Genomic DNA, 15,752 nt, shown 5'->3' with positions numbered 1-15,752 from the left:
ATCTGGGTTAAATCATGTCAGATTTGCTTTTTCTCGATGCGAACTCTTTGAAATACGGTTACGAAGCAGGGTCCATCACACTGTTGGATAGCTATGCGGCTTATGCGAAAGCTAACGGCTACCAACTTGCTGTTACAGATGTTGTCGCTGATGAGGTAAATCGTGGGCCGGTCGGTAAAGTCCTAACAAAATGGCTGGCTGAACAGAAGGTCAGGGTCGAAAAAACACAAGAATTCACGAAACTCCAGGAATTCGACTCCGCAAAGAAAGCCGGCCGTCCTACCGATGGCTACAATGTCAAGAATGCAGGCGACCGCTCGATTGCTGAGAGCATTAGTAAAGAGCAGAAAGCTGGCGGCAAGCCACGTGTGTTTTCTGATGATGGCTATTTTAACAATGCCCAGGAATTGAAAAAGTTTGGACTGCGCCCCGGTATCGGTCTGACCTCGGCCGACATGCTCAACAACGCAGGGTGCACCGGGTCAATCACACCTGAGGAGTTCGCAAAATTTCGCGACGGATATCGCAGCAAGGCTGCTCCGTGGAAACAAAATGTGAACGGCATAGGAAGCTATAGTGTCAAACTAGACACTTTCCTGACTGGCGAGCAACTCACCGACGTTTTGAGCGGAAAAGCTACTGTGTCGGGCTCCTATATGCCGACCCTATTCAAAGGGCTCAAAGTGGTTGCTGTAGCCGGTCTCGTCTACGATGTCGGCACCAGTACTGCGGAAGCCGCGGATGCGGCGAGTAAAGGTGATACTGCAGAAGCCGGAAACATCATGGCACGGCTTATGGGACGAATCTATGTCGGTACGAAAGGAGCGGCAGCAGGAGCGGCATTGGGAGGAGCCATAGGCGCTCCGGCTGGGCCTGTCGCTATTGCGGGCTCCATCATCGGTGCCCTTGGTGGCGGACTGGCAGGAGTCGCGGTGGGTGACGCGGCCGTCGACGCACTCTGGAAAGCAGCCGGTCAAGCAATTTCTATTCTGCAAGCAGGCGCTCCGGAAACCGGTGTCGACACGCCGCTATTGCGGCCTTCCGGCAAGTATTATCGCGGCCTCATTGCCAATGGAATGCCGAAGGCCATTGCCGACAAGCTGATGCAGGAACTGAATGCGGAATATAAAAAACGGCGCCTCGAACAACCCGATGCTTCGGTAGAAGCCATCGTTGAGAGCGTCATAAAAAACGTTCGCGCGAACCAGGCGATTGAACCGCAAGGTGAAGCCGGTGCAAGCGTCACAGTGATCAAGAACAAAAAATACGCTACGACAATCATCAACAGCGCTACCGGCAAAACTGAAATAAAAAATGAAAACAAAACAGGCAAGCCGATTTCATCTATTTCATATGACCGTCACGGCAAGAGAAAAAGCGCTGTCCGATTCAGTGCCGATGGTTCGAGCATACAAAACAAATACGACTCCGACACGGGCCAGGTCACGTCATCTACGACAGTTGGTGTCGATAAGAGTCGGTCCACGAAGACCTTCAATCCGCAGGGCAAAGTCGTGCGTGAACAGCGCTATGACGCCTCTGGAAACGTGACGTTCGATTCTAAGATTGAACGTCAAAAAAAGCAGGCAGCGGCGGCGGCAGACGCCGAGAAGAAGGATCCTGCCAAGATAAACGCCGAAACGCACGCTGCCGAAAAGGCAGAAGCTGAGAAGAAGGCTGCCGCAAAGGGAGAAGCCGAGAAGCGTGCTGCTGCGAATGCCGAAACCAAGCACGAAGCTGGTGAAGAGAAAGCGACGAAGCAGGCGGCGGAACGAAGAGCGGCCGAAGCCGAAAAGCAGCGGGACGCGGAGCGCGAAAAACTGCAACGCGAATTGGAAGACGCCGCTTTCGAGCAGATGAGGAGGCAGGGGGCATTCAAGGATATGCCGCCCAGCTCAACAATTGGTTCGGATCCACAGGCGGACGATGCGGCGAAAGAGCAGGCTGCCGCAAAAGAAGAAGCTGAGAAGGCAGAGGCCCAGAAAAAGGCCACTTCGAAGGCAAATGCCGAGAAGAAGGCTGCTGCAAAGGCAGAAGCCCAGAAGAAAGCTGCAGCGAAGGTAGAAGCAGAACGTCTGAGAAAGATTCAGGAAGCGGCTGACGCGCAACGGGCAATGGAGGAGCAGAACCGGCGTCTGATAGAGGAGAGCAAACGGCGCGACCAGGTTCAGCGGGAGGATCAGGAACGCCGGCGAAAGATGCAGGAGCAAAGGCAGCGCGAGGATGAAGAGCGCAGGCGCCAGGCTGCGGCCGAGCAGGCACGCAGGGATGCGGAAGCAGATAGGTTGAGACGGCAGATGGACGCGACCAGGATCCCAGGCTCGGGCAGTGGTACACGTCCGGCTCCGGGCGTACCGACGCCAACACCCCGACCTTCGCTGCCTCCGCGAGGGCCTTGGATTGGTGCTCCTGTTGCCCTTGATCTGAATGGCGATGGGGTTTTGGATATCCACCCAATTGACGATGGCACGACTATCGCCGCCTCGCGCTCAGATAAGCCGCTCGACGGGAATGTGCAGCCCGTAAAAGCACCTCCCGTGTTCGACTGGGATGGGGACGGTGTTGCAGATCAGACTGCGTGGGTTGCTCCGAAAGATGGTCTTCTTATCATTGATCTGGCTGCCGATGGTAAGGCTGGACCTGATGGCAAGATCGACCAGCCCCACGAGATTGCTTTCGCGCTCTGGAAAACCGAAGACGAACGTCAGGCTGAACTGAAGGCGCAGGGCATTGACGACACGGGGCGCCCTGTCACTGATCTGGAAGGCCTGCGTTATGCCTTCGACACCGACGGAGACAATGTTCTGGACGCAAGGGACGCGCGCTGGAGCGAATTCCGGGTCTGGCAGGACCATAACCAGAATGGTGTTACTGACGACGGCGAGCTTCGCACGCTGGACGAGGTCGGAATAAAGTTCATCAACCTTTTGCCTTCTCCCGAAGGTGCGAGAGCTTTCACGGATGGATCGGCAATCACCGGTACCAGCACAGCACAGAAAGTGGATGGAGCCTCGATGCTCGTCGGCGATGTGACCCTCGCCTTCCAGCCGTCAGCGTTAGGATAGGCATACTGCAAAAATGCGTGAAGGGTGGACCATGTCGGGTCCATCCTGTCGCCATGGCCACATGTCCGTTCACAGTGACGAAGGTGCTCAGAACTGCTCCTGCTTGTTTGCGCCCGCGCGTAAAATCCGGTAAAAAAAAATGGATACCATACTGACCGCTGACGTAGCCGGAGATGGAGACGCCACGCAAGTTGTGAACGAGACAGATGATGCCGGTTTGTCGGCCATCAGTATTGTCGCAGCCCATTATCGCATTGCGGCGCAGCCCGGCAGGCTTGCAAGGGAGCTCGCACTTCAGGGCCCGGCGACAGTGGAAGACCTGCGTCGAGCAGCGAAATACATTGGCTTGAAATCGCGTACCGTCCATATACGCAACTCCAGGCGCTTGATCCAGCTTCCCCTGCCGGCCATCATTTGTCTTTCCTCCGGCAATTTTGCGATTTTGGGCAGCGTAACGAAAGATGGCTTTTGCCGCGTTATCGCCCCGGAGGTATTAAGTGCGCGCGATGTTTCCACCGATGAGTTACTGCAAAGTGCCGATGGCAATTTTTTGCTTGTGCAACGTCGATTTGCGGGACCCGGCGCGACTTCGGACACATTCGGTTTCCGCTGGTTTCTGCCGTCACTGTTCCGGTACCGCAAGGCATTCGGGCATGTGCTTTTCGCCTCGCTCTTTGTCCAGCTGTTTGCGCTCGTAACGCCTCTCTTCTTTCAGGTGGTGGTCGACAAGGTTCTTGCGCATCGAAGTTACTCGACCCTGATTGTGCTGGTCATCGGTCTTGCCGCCATCGGACTGTTCGACGTGGTGCTGCAATATCTGCGAACATACGCACTGTCGCATACGACGAACCGGATAGATGTCGAACTCGGCCAGCGGCTGTTCCGGCATATGATGCGTCTGCCACTCACTTATTTTGAAACCCGGGCTGCTGGGCAAACGGTCGCGCGTATCCGCGAGCTGGAGACGATCCGCAACTTTTTGACAGGGCAAGGATTATTCTCGGGCCTCGACCTGATTTTTACCGTTGTCTTCATCTTTGTGCTGTTTTGCTATTCATCCAAGCTGGCCTGGATCGTTGTTGCGTCGATTCCGTTCTATCTCGCAATCGGTGTTCTCATCCGTCCGTTTCTGAAAGAGAAGATCGACGAGAAATTTGACCGTGGCGCCTATAGCCAGCAGTTGCTCGTTGAAACGGTTGTCGGCATTCAGACCCTCAAGGCCTCCGCAGTCGAGCCGGTCGTCGCGGCTCAATGGGAGGAAAGACTGGCGGCCTATGTCCGCTCGTCGTTCGCTGCAACAATGCTGGCCGCCAAGGGGCAAAACGCGATCCAGTATGTCAGCAAGGTCACCAGTGCGGCCCTGCTCCTGTTTGGTGCTCAGGCGGTGATCAACGGGGAACTGACTGTTGGTGCACTAGTTGCATTCAACATGATCGCGGGTCAGGTGTCGCAGCCGATCCTTCGTCTTTCCCAACTCTGGCAGGACTTTCAGCAAGTGCAGGTCTCCGTCTTGAGACTTGCCGATATTCTCAACGCCCCGCAGGAGCCGCGACCGTCCACGACCGTCAATCAACCGGTTCCCCGTGGGGCGCTCGCATTCAAGGGTGTTAACTTCCGTTACCGTCCAGATTCTCCAAACATTCTCAACGATATAAATCTCTCTGTGAGGCCCGGTGAAGTCATTGGCATTGTGGGACCTTCAGGCTCCGGCAAATCGACCCTCACCAAATTGATCCAGCGTTTTTATCTCCCTGACAGCGGTCAGGTCTTCCTCGATGGGCAGGATATTGCACAGGCCGATCCGGCTTGGTTGCGTAGCCATATCGGCGTCGTGTTGCAGGAGAACATGCTGTTCAACCGCACCGTTCACGAGAACATTGCATTCAGCAATCCGACAATGTCGCGAGAGGCGGTGATCAGGATGGCGCGTATGTCGGGAGCAGACGAGTTTATCGGCAAGCTTCCGCGCGGGTACGATACGATGATTGAAGAGCGTGGCGCCAATCTGTCCGGTGGTCAGCGGCAGCGCCTGGCCCTTGCCCGTGCTCTGGCGACCAATCCTCCCATCCTTATCCTCGATGAAGCAACGAGTGCGCTCGATTATGAGAGTGAACGCATCATCCTCAACAATATGCGTGAGATCGTCAGAGGCCGTACCGTTATCATCATCGCACACCGATTGGCGACGGTTCGATACTGCAACCGCATTATTGGCATGAAGGACGGGCTCATCGTGGAGCAAGGTTCACATGACGAGTTGCTTGCCCGTCAGCACGGCCTCTATGTCCACCTTTGGCAACTGCAAAGCGGGAGCAATGGGGCATGACCACGAAAATTCCACTGCTCCGCAACGGTCTGCAGAGGCAACCTCAAACTTGCTCCCGTCACAGGGCGGACATGGAGTTTCTGCCGGCAGCGCTGGAAATCCTTGAAACGCCAGCGTCGCCGGTCCGCGTTGCCGTTTTATGGTTCATATGCCTGCTTGCCGTTCTGACTTTAATATGGGGCTGGTTCGGCAAGTTCGATATTGTCGCTACAGCGCAGGGTAAAATCCAGCCGGTGGATCGGGTCAAAATTATTCAGTCCCTTGAAAGCGGCAAGACGAAAACCGTCCCGGTCAAAAACGGTACAATCGTGAAAGCTGGCGATATCGTTGTCGCACTGGATGACACTGAGCTGAAAGCGGAGGAGACCGGGAAGATCGGCACGCTGAATGCGTTGAAGGCGGAGAGCGTTCGAAGGGCAACGTTGTTGACCTTGCTCAGCAAACGAAAAGCAGAATGGCCGGCACATCGAACAAACGCGCCGGTTGTGCCGAACCTCTTCTTTCCGGAGGATATCCCAAGCCCGCTGCGTGCACGGGAGCAGGCCGTCTTCGAAGCTGAGTTGCGCGCAATTATCACAGCGCTCGACAGCCTCAGTGCGCAGGAGAGCCAACGGGAGGCGGAAATTGATGGGTTGAAAGAAACCACCAAAGCACAGGCAACGCTGGCGGAAACACTCGGCCAGCGTGTCGCCATGCGCTCGAAGCTTGTGCAGTCGGAGTCAGGTTCTAAAGCTCAGGTGATTGACGCTGTCCAGGAACATCTCGAGGCGGTCTCGGCATTGGTCGACAGGCAGGCTCAGCTCAGGACCGCGCACGCAGCGCTGGCTGTCGCATCGACAGAGGTTCTCAAGCTGCTGGACACGGTTGCTGCGGACCACTCCACGCGAAAACTTGAGGCAGAACATCGCGTCGACGAGCTTGAACAGGATCTCGTAAAAATCAGAAAACGGCGTGAACTGCTGACCATCCTGTCACCAATCGATGGCGCCGTTCAACTCTCATCGATTACGACTGTCGGACAGGTCATTGCCCCCAACACCGAGCTAATGCGCATAGTGCCTGCCGACGCGGCGCTGGAAATCGAAGCCTTCCTGCCAAACAGGGATATCGGGTTTGTGGCCGAAGAACAGCCAGCCATCATCAAGGTGGAAGCTTATCCGTTCACGCGCTTTGGAATCCTTGAAGGCCGGGTGACGCGTGTTTCCACGGACGCCGTGCCCGAACCCGATGCCCAACAGATGGAATCGACAATTAGCCACAACGCCAGCGCAACAATTCCTACCGGCAATGTGCCCCGCGTGCAGAATCTTGTGTTTCCTGTCACTATTGGCTTCGACACCACAACACTGCTGGTGGAAGGTAAGCCAATGCCCGTTGCTCCCGGCATGGCGGTTACCGTCGAAATCAAGACCGGGCAACGCCGTATTCTCGAATATCTGTTCTCACCGCTCGCGCAGGTCACTTCGGAAGCGATGACCGAACGGTAGTACCGCGTCAAACATAAGAGCCTGCCGCTCGATGCAACACCCGACCGGCTAGAACCCTGCCCCGACCTACTTAAATCGAGACCGTTCATGGCGATGACTGATACCCTGAGGTAAATTTGGGCAGACAGGCTCTAGGTGTTCCACTTGCAAGTCCCACCCCTCGAAATCCCACCGACCGAGTACAATGACGGCCGCCCATGAACGGCCTTTATTACGCGGGACGCGCGATCGGGGCCTTTCGCCCCCCCCCTCCCCTGAAGGGCCGCTGCGCCGAGGCCCGTGCGCCGGGTCGAATTCCGCTCTTGGTGTATCGAGAATTCCCGAATTGGGGGCCGTTCACTTATTGACTCCTCCCTGAAATGAGAACTTTTCTGGAACAAACGAGGAGCACCCGACATGGCCGATGAAGAAAAATCATCGCGGTGCAGTTTAATAAAGGCCGAGCGGGCATCGTGCCCGGCGAAATGCGGCCTCCAACGCGGCATCCGCAGAGAAAATGGCGGGCACAATGGCATCGCGACCCATCGGAGTGGCGGCGTACGCTGTCAGCCGCGCACATCCAGAGAATGAAGCTTGTTAGACGCCATACAACAATACGTCCCGTGCCCCGCCGACCACGATGCTGTTCAAACCCCAATACTCCACGCTGAAGATTTTTCTCCGCGAACGTTATTTGGGGGTTGTAGCAATAGCTCATCTGTCGGGTGAAAGCGGGGCGATCCAATCTGAGACTAAATCGGAAAGTGCATAGCTGAAGTACATCGTGCCGGTACCCATCTTCTCCTCCAGAAACTGAGAAAATATGCTTTTAGGCATATCCTGGATTACCAGACCGTATTCTATAGTTCGGCGCTGAGTAATTTTGAGGACGCGGGCTATGGGTATTTCCGCCGGATTTCGACCGAGATAAAAGCCTCTACCTTTAATTGCAATTAAATAGCCGCGATAGCTGAGGATTCTCGATACATACCTCAGATAATCAGCAGAAGTACCCAGCGCCGCAGCCGCTTCTTTGGTTGATATAGGCTCGAGAGGCCGGCCCCTCCCCGCATGGAATAATAATAAGCGAATGGCCGTTTCAGATTTGGAAGTGATATACATATTTCAGCATCATAGTTACATAAATGACACGAATTTTGTGTCTCGGGTTTCCGTGAAGTGACGCCAAACGCTTCTATGAGCACTGCGTGAGACTTTTGGGCTGCATTCTTCTGTCACGCTTAGTTCAGTCGTCGAGCGACCGCCTGTTTAAAATTCACTTTGCACATTGAGAGAGAACTCAGGGCGACCTGAACGATAGCAGTCCGCAAGCTGCGTAATAGAGGCATTTGATAGTGAGACTAAAAAGCGATTTCCGCCGTTCCAGGGCGCTGCGGTGTGAGTGTGCCTGTTGTTGCCACCAAGCCGACCGCATGAGGTTGATCTCAACCCTTCAAACTGAACCATTTGATCAGCGTTTCCCGATGCATATTCCTGCCCCCCAAGATCCTGTGTCCTCTCAATGTCGTGAAAACGGCGACCGCAAATCGCTCTGCCCATGTTCGGAAAACAATGCTTCGGTGCGATGTCGTAAGCCTACGGTGAAGCTTGCAATTAGCTCGCCATGCGTCGCGCGATCTCGTCGAGCAACATAGGTCAAGACGGAGCCCTTCGCATTGATCGAGATCTTATTCGCGAAGCGCGCAATGATGGCCCTCCTTAAAGGGAGTACTGCGCTAGACGACTTTTCCGATTTTCCTGAGGAAGGATTGCGATGTGATGCAACCATGGGCGAAACGCAACCTCCCGGTTTTTACAGCGAACCCAGCAGCTAGGCGAAACGCATGCTCGGCTTGATGTACACCGCTGGCCGATCTAGGTTCCGACCTTTCCATAGTGCTACGTCGCGCTCGAAGATCGAAGGCGTCAAACACAGCCGCGAGAATGCGATGACAAACGTGGTTCTAGACGCAAATGTCTTTTGCCCAATGTTTTCGCGCGCCCCCTGCGATCCGCTGCGGCCAATCCGTTGGTCCTGAAACACTATCACGGAGATGACAAAGCAATTTGGTGCCACAAAAATGCATGCCGACAGAAGAAGCCGACGCATTACGACAAAATATGCATGAAGCGTTCCCTGAGGCGATGGTCGGCGGGTGGGAGGGCTTGAAACCAGCAATGCGCAACAGCAGCGAAGACAGGCATGTGGCGACGGCTGAACCGGTATCGGGCGAAGGTGCGATCATTGCCGCGAACACTCGAGACTTCTATCATCTCCCGGCCGTTATCGACGCGGCGCATCCCGATTAGTTTCTAAGTGTATTGTTTACCACGGCCGAGCTGCTTGCAAGAATCGCCGTCACCACGCCAAATTTCGCGCGAACCCTCCCTGAGCACCTGAATGAACGAGGCTAGTGGAGCCGGCCTTACAGCCGGGCTCGACGACAAAGGGGCGCCGCTCACTCAACGTCGGCCTGCTGTCCTAACGAGGCAAGAGGACTTCGGCACACGGCTATTCGTGCCCCGCGTATCTCGGCAACGAAACCATAATGTTACCTCCTGCGTGGCGCGGAAGGGCAAAGATTTGTGGTTCGCTAACTCTGCTCGTCTTCATCAAGATCTCTTCAATCAAAAACCGACAAAACTCTACTTTTGAAGTCCGCTAATTCCTGGGGGATCACCACACATTTACGGAATGATTTCGCAGGCTGCGGCAATCTGCTTGGATCAATCCCTATCATTTGGCAGTATCATATTTACCCAACGAAAGAGAATATTGAATTGCTTGGAGCGGCGCATGGAGGTAATATTATATCATTACCACAATGCTTGGCAAAAAATTGACTGAGCTGGTTCGTCGACGGGGACGTTTGAGTTGGACACTAATTACTTCTCTGAAAAAATGTATGAGGCAGCTTTCTTTCCAGAACTATGGGTGCCACTGCTTGATGAGTTGGCAGCGCAGACCCGTTCTGGCGTTGGGGGTATTGGAGTATATTGGCCAACACCAAGAGGTATAACAACCAGTTATAGGATCTGTCCCGACCATGAAGAGTGGCATCAGTCCCCAGAAGATCAGGAACGATGGACAAGCTATGTCCGCGCTAAAGGTATAATTAATAAAGGTTTCACGCAGCTCGACCCGTTTGCCGGGGACTGGGCCGATATCGTAGATTTCCAACAACGAGTTAAGCGGCACGCCGAACGAGGTTACGGTGTGCAGACGGGCACGCTCATTGAGCTGTTTAACGGTGAAATTATAACGCTAGAGTTTACTCGCCGGCTGGGTGAGCCCAGTTACGGCCCGGAGGCCATTGCCCAGCTAAACAAACTAAGTCAGCCTTTCTCTCAGGCTGCGTTATTCGCGTCACGTATGTATTTTGAGCGCGTGCGTGGCGGTATAGAGATGCTTAACACCGTCGGAGTGGCGGCTGCTTTTATTGCTTGCAATCGAGAAATCGTCTCTACTAATGATCTTTTCCACGATAGTTACCGATATTTTTCCACAAATTCGGCAGGCCGCCTTGATCTCAAGGGTAGTGATTCTTTACGTAGAGCCTTTTCCCAGGCGCTAGATGTTTCCAGGAGAAAAGCGGTCAGTATTCCTATCCCAGCAGACGAAAATCGTGATGCTGCGGTTATCCAGATGATTCCATTATATCGAGAAGCGAGACAAATATTCTCTGCATCTGGCACAATAATGATCGTCACGCCAGTTGCAACCACGAGAGGTCTCCCAGGTACGGACTATATCTCAAAACTCTTTGGATTGACTCCATCAGAGGCCCGCTTGGCACTTGCCCTGACGTCTGGTCTGTCCCTGCGTGACTCGGCTGCAAACCAACGAATAACTTTCGGAACGGCGCGCGCCTACTTAAATGCGATTTTCTCAAAAACAGGAACTAGTCAGCAGAGTTCACTGGTGAGTTTGTTGAAAAGCGTGCCTTCAAACAACTTGCACAATACTAACACTGTCTTGTTGCCTTGAAATTGGACTGATGACGTGGATGCCCCCTTCCGCCGGCATCAGAGGTGACTCGATTTGGCTTGGCGCACCACGGATACCTTATGTTGGGGTCGATCATTTTTTCCGCCCACCAATTAGCGCTCCGGCTAAAAAATCGTTCTCCAGCGTCAGCTTGCGGATTTTGATGAATCGGGAGAGCGATTTTAGTAAATCGGGTAAAGCATTTCGCTAAGTCGCGGACAGCGGGTTCGATCGAATTCGGCCAGCTTGGTTGCTGTTAGAGTGAATAGCCCCGAGTTTCGTAGACACCCTCGGGTTAGATTTTCTGCTGCTTCTCAAACTCGACGGGCGACAGCATTCCGTTTCTGACGTGTTTGCGTTTCGGGTTGTAGAACATTTCGATGTAGTCGAACACGTCCTGGCGTGCTTCATCGCGTGAACGGTAAACCCTGCGACGTATCCGTTCTCGCTTTAGAAGATTGAAGAAGCTCTCGGCCACCGCATTGTCATGGCAGTTTCCGCGTCGGCTCATCGAATGAACCAGATTGTGGTGCCCGAGGAACGATGCCCAGTCCATGCTGGTGAACTGGGCGCCCTGATCCGAGTGGATCAACACCTTTTCCTTCGGCTTGCGCCTCCATACAGCCATGAGCAAAGCCTGCAATACGACGTCGGTGGTTTGGCGGCTCTGCATTGCCCAGCCGATTACACGACGCGAATAGAGGTCAATGACGACAGCCAGATAAGCGAAACCTTCGCAGGTTCGGATGTAGGTGATATCCGTCACCCAGGCCGTGTCTGGAGCCGCCACATCAAATTGTCGGTCGAGCGTGTTGTCGATTGCAACGGCAGGCCTACCACCACAGATGCCGGGGTGGCGTTTGTAGCCAATCTGTGCCCTGATCCCGGCAAAGCGGGTCAGACGCGCAACCCGGTTCGCGCAGCACATCTCACCCTGATCTAGAAGATCGTCGTGCAGCTTGCGATACCCGTAGACCTTGCCGCTTTCTTCCCATGCCTTCAGGAGCAGATCGGTCTGTCGCTTGTCCTCGCTGGCTCGCGTGCTCAGCGGGTTCTTCAGCCAGGTGTAAAATCCACTGGGGATGAACCCCGCAGAAGGCGGCACATCGTCCGCACAGAAAACTGCAAGCGATGCAAAGCAATGAACGTGTACTTCACTTTGCATCCTTGGCGAAATACGCGGCCGCTTTTTTAGGATGTCTCGCTCCTCGGTGACGCGAGCCAGCTCCTTCTTCAGCCGCCTGATCTCCTCGGCCTCGTCGTTGTCCTTTGAGTTCTACGCAGCAAACTTCTTCTTCCATTCGTACAGCGAATGCTGGCTCACCCCCAGCCGCTGCGAAACCTCCGCAACCGGATAGCGTCGCTCCGTGATCTGACGCACCGCGTCACGCTTAAACTCGTCGCTGAAATTCGATTTGCTCATGATGCTCTTCCTGCCTCAAAATTAGGAAAGAAGGTGTCTACAAATCTCGGGGCTATTCAGAGGTCTGGAGTGCACCCTCAGGGCGAGACAAGGAAAATCGCGGACAGTTCGCTTTCTTCTATGCCGCCTTCTCAATGCTGGAGCGACAAGAATGCTTCAGCTCGTATTCCTCTGGCGTGAGATAGTCGAGCGCCGATTGACAGAACGGGACACGCCCAGCGTGTCTGCGACGGCCTTCATCGCGAACCGTCCTTCGGCAACAAGATCGGCCGCGATATCCGTTTTTTTGAGTCCGCTTTGGAAAGGGCTTCGCGGAGGATTTCGACCTCCATCGTCTTACGACCGAGGGCTGTAGGCACTAGTAACGACGCAATCAAAAATGGACTATTTCAAAGGGGTAAGGGCCCGATACGTTGGTTCTAACCTTCTCCGAACAATTGGCATAATCTTGGAATATCCTAGAGCTGTAAAATGAAGATTGTCCTTTTGATAATTTGGCGAGGGATAAGTTCGATTGTCTGTGATCGTAAGATCGATATTCATAGTTGAAGACAGGGCTCCAGTCTCTCGCATAGAGCGTAGTGAAGTATTAACCTCCATTCTTTCTGACCTTGCCTCACTGTACCTAAGGCCTCTAGGAGGTATTTCGATGGCATGCAACTCGGCCGTCGGCCACAAACTCGTCAGTGTCTTAATGATCAATTCCAAACCAAGGACGATAGCTCTTGGTCGGTCCAAACGCAAATTGTTGGTCCCAGCCAACAAAATAACGGCCCTAGGATGCAGATCCGATATTTCAGGCTGTGTGATGCGCCACAGAACATTTTGGACCCTATCACCCACTGCCCCCAAATTTACGACATTTCCAGGCCAACCATTCCACAAAGACTCAGGCCAGTTACGGATAAGAGAATCACCAACAAGAACTAAATCTGCCTTAGGAGGTAGAGATAAGATTGCATTCTGATGCTGCAGTAAACCACGAAATCGCTGCGGCGGAACAGGTGTCGTGGTCACTAAAAGCTCAGCTGAATGCAATCCAACGTCGTCCATCGCTAGTCAGCCCGCTTTCCGATTGCAGCCACCTAAAAATCGATGTACTCCAAACGATGAGCGAAATCCACAACTAAACAGGACGAGGACGGAATGCCTATCGAAGTAGTAGAAGGGAAATCTGTGTTCAAAAATCGCAATAAGCTTGCGAAATATCCTGACCCACTCAGAGATCCAGAGCGGTATATTCCCTATCCGTCCGTAGGCCACACACCTCGCTTCAGCATCACTGCCTCCGACAAGATCTTCACAATAGGCTCGTGTTTTGCCCGAAATACAGAGCGCGCGTTGATTGCTATGGGCGTCCCGGTCTTGTCGGCGCTCGTTGAGGGCGTGTCACCAGACGAGAACATCACCAACAAATACACGACTAAATCCATCCTTCATGATCTTAGAACGGCGTTTGCGTACCCTGAGCAGGCGAAGACGACAATCTACGAAGAAACACCTGGCGGATTCGTTAACCTTACGTTCGGAGGCACAGGCGCATTGAGAGCAAAGCCGCTGGATGACGTTACAGACCTCACCGACAGATATTTTTCAAATCTCAGAAAAATTCGAGAAGCGGACGTTATTATTATAACTCTTGGGCTTGTTGAAGTTTGGTATGACAAGATCACCAGAACATACTTGAACCTGATGCCAAACCTCAAAATCTTGAGGCGCGAGCCGGATCGTTTCGAGATGCACGTATTGTCCTATGAGGACATTATGTCAGACGTGCAAGAAATTTTGGCAATACTTCGTGCTAACGCCAGGCCCGGTGTTCGCTTCTTGATGACGGTATCTCCGGTTCCTCTACATGCCACTTTTCGTGATCAGGACTGCTTGCAAGCAAACGCCTACTCGAAGTCTGTTCAGCGGACAGCAGTCGAAGTGCTAAGCATAAAAAATCCAGATGTCGCATATTTCCCAAGCTACGAAATGGTAACCTTGGCTGCTCCTCAATACGCGTGGGTGGATGTTGATTTTCGTCATGTGCGAAAGGAAATGGTTGATCGTATAATGAGAGCTGTCTTGTCCCAATACCTTGAGCCCGGAATCCTCCCTCCCTCTAAGGAAGATTTCCAAAAGCTCTATAGAGAGAAAAACTTCGAAAAGATGCTCAGCGACATCGAAGCGCACCTAAATGCGAAAAGCATCGAGCTTCCAAGCGCCTCAGTGCAGGTACAGTACTACTTTGCCCGAGCCAATGCTGGTCTGGGTCGCCGCGATGTGGCGTTAGATGCGATACGGCACGTGACGCAGCGAATGCCTCACCATATCCAAGCACAATCTCTGCAAAAAGAATTGGAAGGAGCGGTTAACCCATAGACAGTGGGGCGGCTGTCCTTATGAGATACATTTTCAATTGACGCGGGCATCCAGACCATCTGAACGATGTAACAAACCACTTATCTTAGACTAGAAGACCGCGCCCTTCTTCCAAAGCTTGTCGAGCAAAGCAGTTGCGCAATTTAGACGTTTAAATGGAAAGAACAGTCTATGAAACCTGCAATTTCGAGACGGCTGTTTTTAATTGGCGGAGGGGCTGCGGTCACGGCCTCATCCGCATTGAAGGCTTTTGCCTATACTTCCCCTCTTACTGATCGCCCGTTTTTCTCGATGAATCTCCCCCCGGAGTATGACGCGCAAGACATTGCTTTCCAGTCATTCGCAATCGATAGCAAAACACAAACTGTATTCGCTCAATTCTCCACGCGCACGAAACCCCAACAGACAATAATAGCGGAATACGAACTCATTCCTTGGGGCATGGCGTTTCCACGATCGATTCAGTCGCCTTCCTCGCAGATCGGTCACCAAGGCCTTACGATCGAAAGAGGCGCATATGGAGGATTTTTATGGGCTGCGGCACCTGGACACGGTCGTTCCGCAGTTCGGTTCAAGTACCAGAGTCAACAGAATCCAACCGTACAAACATTTAAACTGTTCAGTGAAGACCATGTCCCGTCAGCCATTACCGTCGCGGTAAGCTACGATGGAAATAAACTTGTAGCCGCGGGCAAAAAAAATAGCGCTGACGTCACGGTTAACGCTATAAGGCTTTTCGACCTCAACGACGTTCTAAAATCACAAAATCGTGACGCATCTTCTTCCGCGATCGCAGAATGGGAGGTTCCTCTCCCAAGTAGCCTACCGATTCAAGGCTTAGCCTGCATGGGAAGCAGGGTTTTCATTTCGTGTGGCGATTCACGCGCAAAGACAGACAAAATCGTATTCTGCTATTCGACGGAAGGCGATCCTATCAACAGCACCCAAATCAACATGGGCCGCGCGGGATTGGCGGCCAGATCCTCCTACGAACCGGAAGGTCTCGGAATCTTCAAAATTCCGGGAGCCTCTGAACCTTCGTTGATGATAGGATTAACAACCGGTCGAGCCGAGACCGGGCGAACAAGAAAGATTTATGTTATGCCTGACTTTTGAT

At 53.3% G+C, this 15,752-nt stretch carries 11 protein-coding genes and 1 pseudogene; 7 read left to right on the top strand and 5 right to left on the bottom strand.

Going from position 1 to position 15,752, the window contains the following annotated elements:
• The first annotated feature begins 14 nt into the window (after nucleotides 1–14).
• From ACQZ6D_RS23045 to ACQZ6D_RS23035, 3 genes are all read left to right on the top strand, one after another.
• On the top strand, nucleotides 15–3,065 hold the full coding sequence (locus tag ACQZ6D_RS23045; protein ID WP_448730003.1) for a hypothetical protein: 3,051 nt from the start codon (nucleotides 15–17) through the stop codon (nucleotides 3,063–3,065).
• 139 nt (nucleotides 3,066–3,204) lie between these two features.
• Nucleotides 3,205–5,391, top strand: a complete 2,187-nt coding sequence (locus ACQZ6D_RS23040; protein WP_448730004.1) for a type I secretion system permease/ATPase — start codon at nucleotides 3,205–3,207, stop codon at nucleotides 5,389–5,391.
• Nucleotides 5,388–6,878 carry an HlyD family type I secretion periplasmic adaptor subunit gene (locus ACQZ6D_RS23035; RefSeq protein WP_149916277.1) on the top strand — a complete coding sequence of 497 codons (1,491 nt, stop codon included), beginning with the start codon at nucleotides 5,388–5,390 and terminating at the stop codon, nucleotides 6,876–6,878. Before ACQZ6D_RS23040 ends, ACQZ6D_RS23035 begins: the two co-directional genes overlap by 4 nt.
• A 693-nt stretch (nucleotides 6,879–7,571) precedes the next feature.
• Here ACQZ6D_RS23035 and ACQZ6D_RS23030 read toward each other — a convergent pair.
• Nucleotides 7,572–7,979 carry an Rrf2 family transcriptional regulator gene (locus ACQZ6D_RS23030; protein ID WP_448730005.1) on the bottom strand — a complete coding sequence of 136 codons (408 nt, stop codon included), beginning with the start codon at nucleotides 7,977–7,979 and terminating at the stop codon, nucleotides 7,572–7,574.
• Between the two features lie 963 nt (nucleotides 7,980–8,942).
• On the opposite strand from ACQZ6D_RS23030, the gene ACQZ6D_RS23025 reads away from it, so the two are divergent.
• Nucleotides 8,943–9,167 carry a hypothetical protein gene (locus ACQZ6D_RS23025; protein ID WP_448730006.1) on the top strand — a complete coding sequence of 75 codons (225 nt, stop codon included), beginning with the start codon at nucleotides 8,943–8,945 and terminating at the stop codon, nucleotides 9,165–9,167.
• A gap of 565 nt (nucleotides 9,168–9,732) precedes the next feature.
• Nucleotides 9,733–10,845, top strand: a complete 1,113-nt coding sequence (locus ACQZ6D_RS23020; RefSeq protein ID WP_149916274.1) for a helix-turn-helix transcriptional regulator — start codon at nucleotides 9,733–9,735, stop codon at nucleotides 10,843–10,845.
• Nucleotides 10,846–11,140: 295 nt separating this feature from the next.
• Here the strand turns inward: ACQZ6D_RS23020 and ACQZ6D_RS23015 are convergent, their stop codons facing one another.
• The 4 genes and pseudogenes from ACQZ6D_RS23015 to ACQZ6D_RS23000 all read right to left on the bottom strand — a co-directional run bounded on the left by ACQZ6D_RS23015 (nucleotide 11,141) and on the right by ACQZ6D_RS23000 (nucleotide 13,321).
• The gene (locus ACQZ6D_RS23015) at nucleotides 11,141–12,070 is read right to left on the bottom strand and encodes an IS3 family transposase (RefSeq protein WP_448736357.1); all 930 of its coding nucleotides are present in this window, start codon (nucleotides 12,068–12,070) and stop codon (nucleotides 11,141–11,143) included.
• 51 nt (nucleotides 12,071–12,121) lie between these two features.
• Nucleotides 12,122–12,268 (bottom strand): transposase, encoded by a 147-nt coding sequence (locus ACQZ6D_RS23010; RefSeq protein ID WP_419456745.1) that lies wholly within the window; start codon nucleotides 12,266–12,268, stop codon nucleotides 12,122–12,124.
• A 201-nt stretch (nucleotides 12,269–12,469) separates the two neighbouring features.
• Nucleotides 12,470–12,615 (bottom strand): annotated as a pseudogene (locus ACQZ6D_RS23005) (IS3-like element IS426 family transposase); the annotation flags it as partial.
• A 37-nt stretch (nucleotides 12,616–12,652) separates the two neighbouring features.
• Nucleotides 12,653–13,321 (bottom strand): GDSL-type esterase/lipase family protein, encoded by a 669-nt coding sequence (locus tag ACQZ6D_RS23000; RefSeq protein WP_149916273.1) that lies wholly within the window; start codon nucleotides 13,319–13,321, stop codon nucleotides 12,653–12,655.
• 93 nt (nucleotides 13,322–13,414) lie between these two features.
• On the opposite strand from ACQZ6D_RS23000, the gene ACQZ6D_RS22995 reads away from it, so the two are divergent.
• The gene (locus tag ACQZ6D_RS22995; protein WP_448730007.1) at nucleotides 13,415–14,635 is read left to right on the top strand and encodes a GSCFA domain-containing protein; all 1,221 of its coding nucleotides are present in this window, start codon (nucleotides 13,415–13,417) and stop codon (nucleotides 14,633–14,635) included.
• A gap of 171 nt (nucleotides 14,636–14,806) precedes the next feature.
• Nucleotides 14,807–15,751, top strand: a complete 945-nt coding sequence (locus tag ACQZ6D_RS22990) for a phage baseplate protein (RefSeq protein WP_149916271.1) — start codon at nucleotides 14,807–14,809, stop codon at nucleotides 15,749–15,751.
• Nucleotide 15,752: the final 1 nt, after the last annotated feature.

It is taken from the genome of Agrobacterium sp. 22-3639C2 (assembly GCF_053522105.1).
This window is presented reverse-complemented; position numbering and strand designations above follow the sequence as displayed.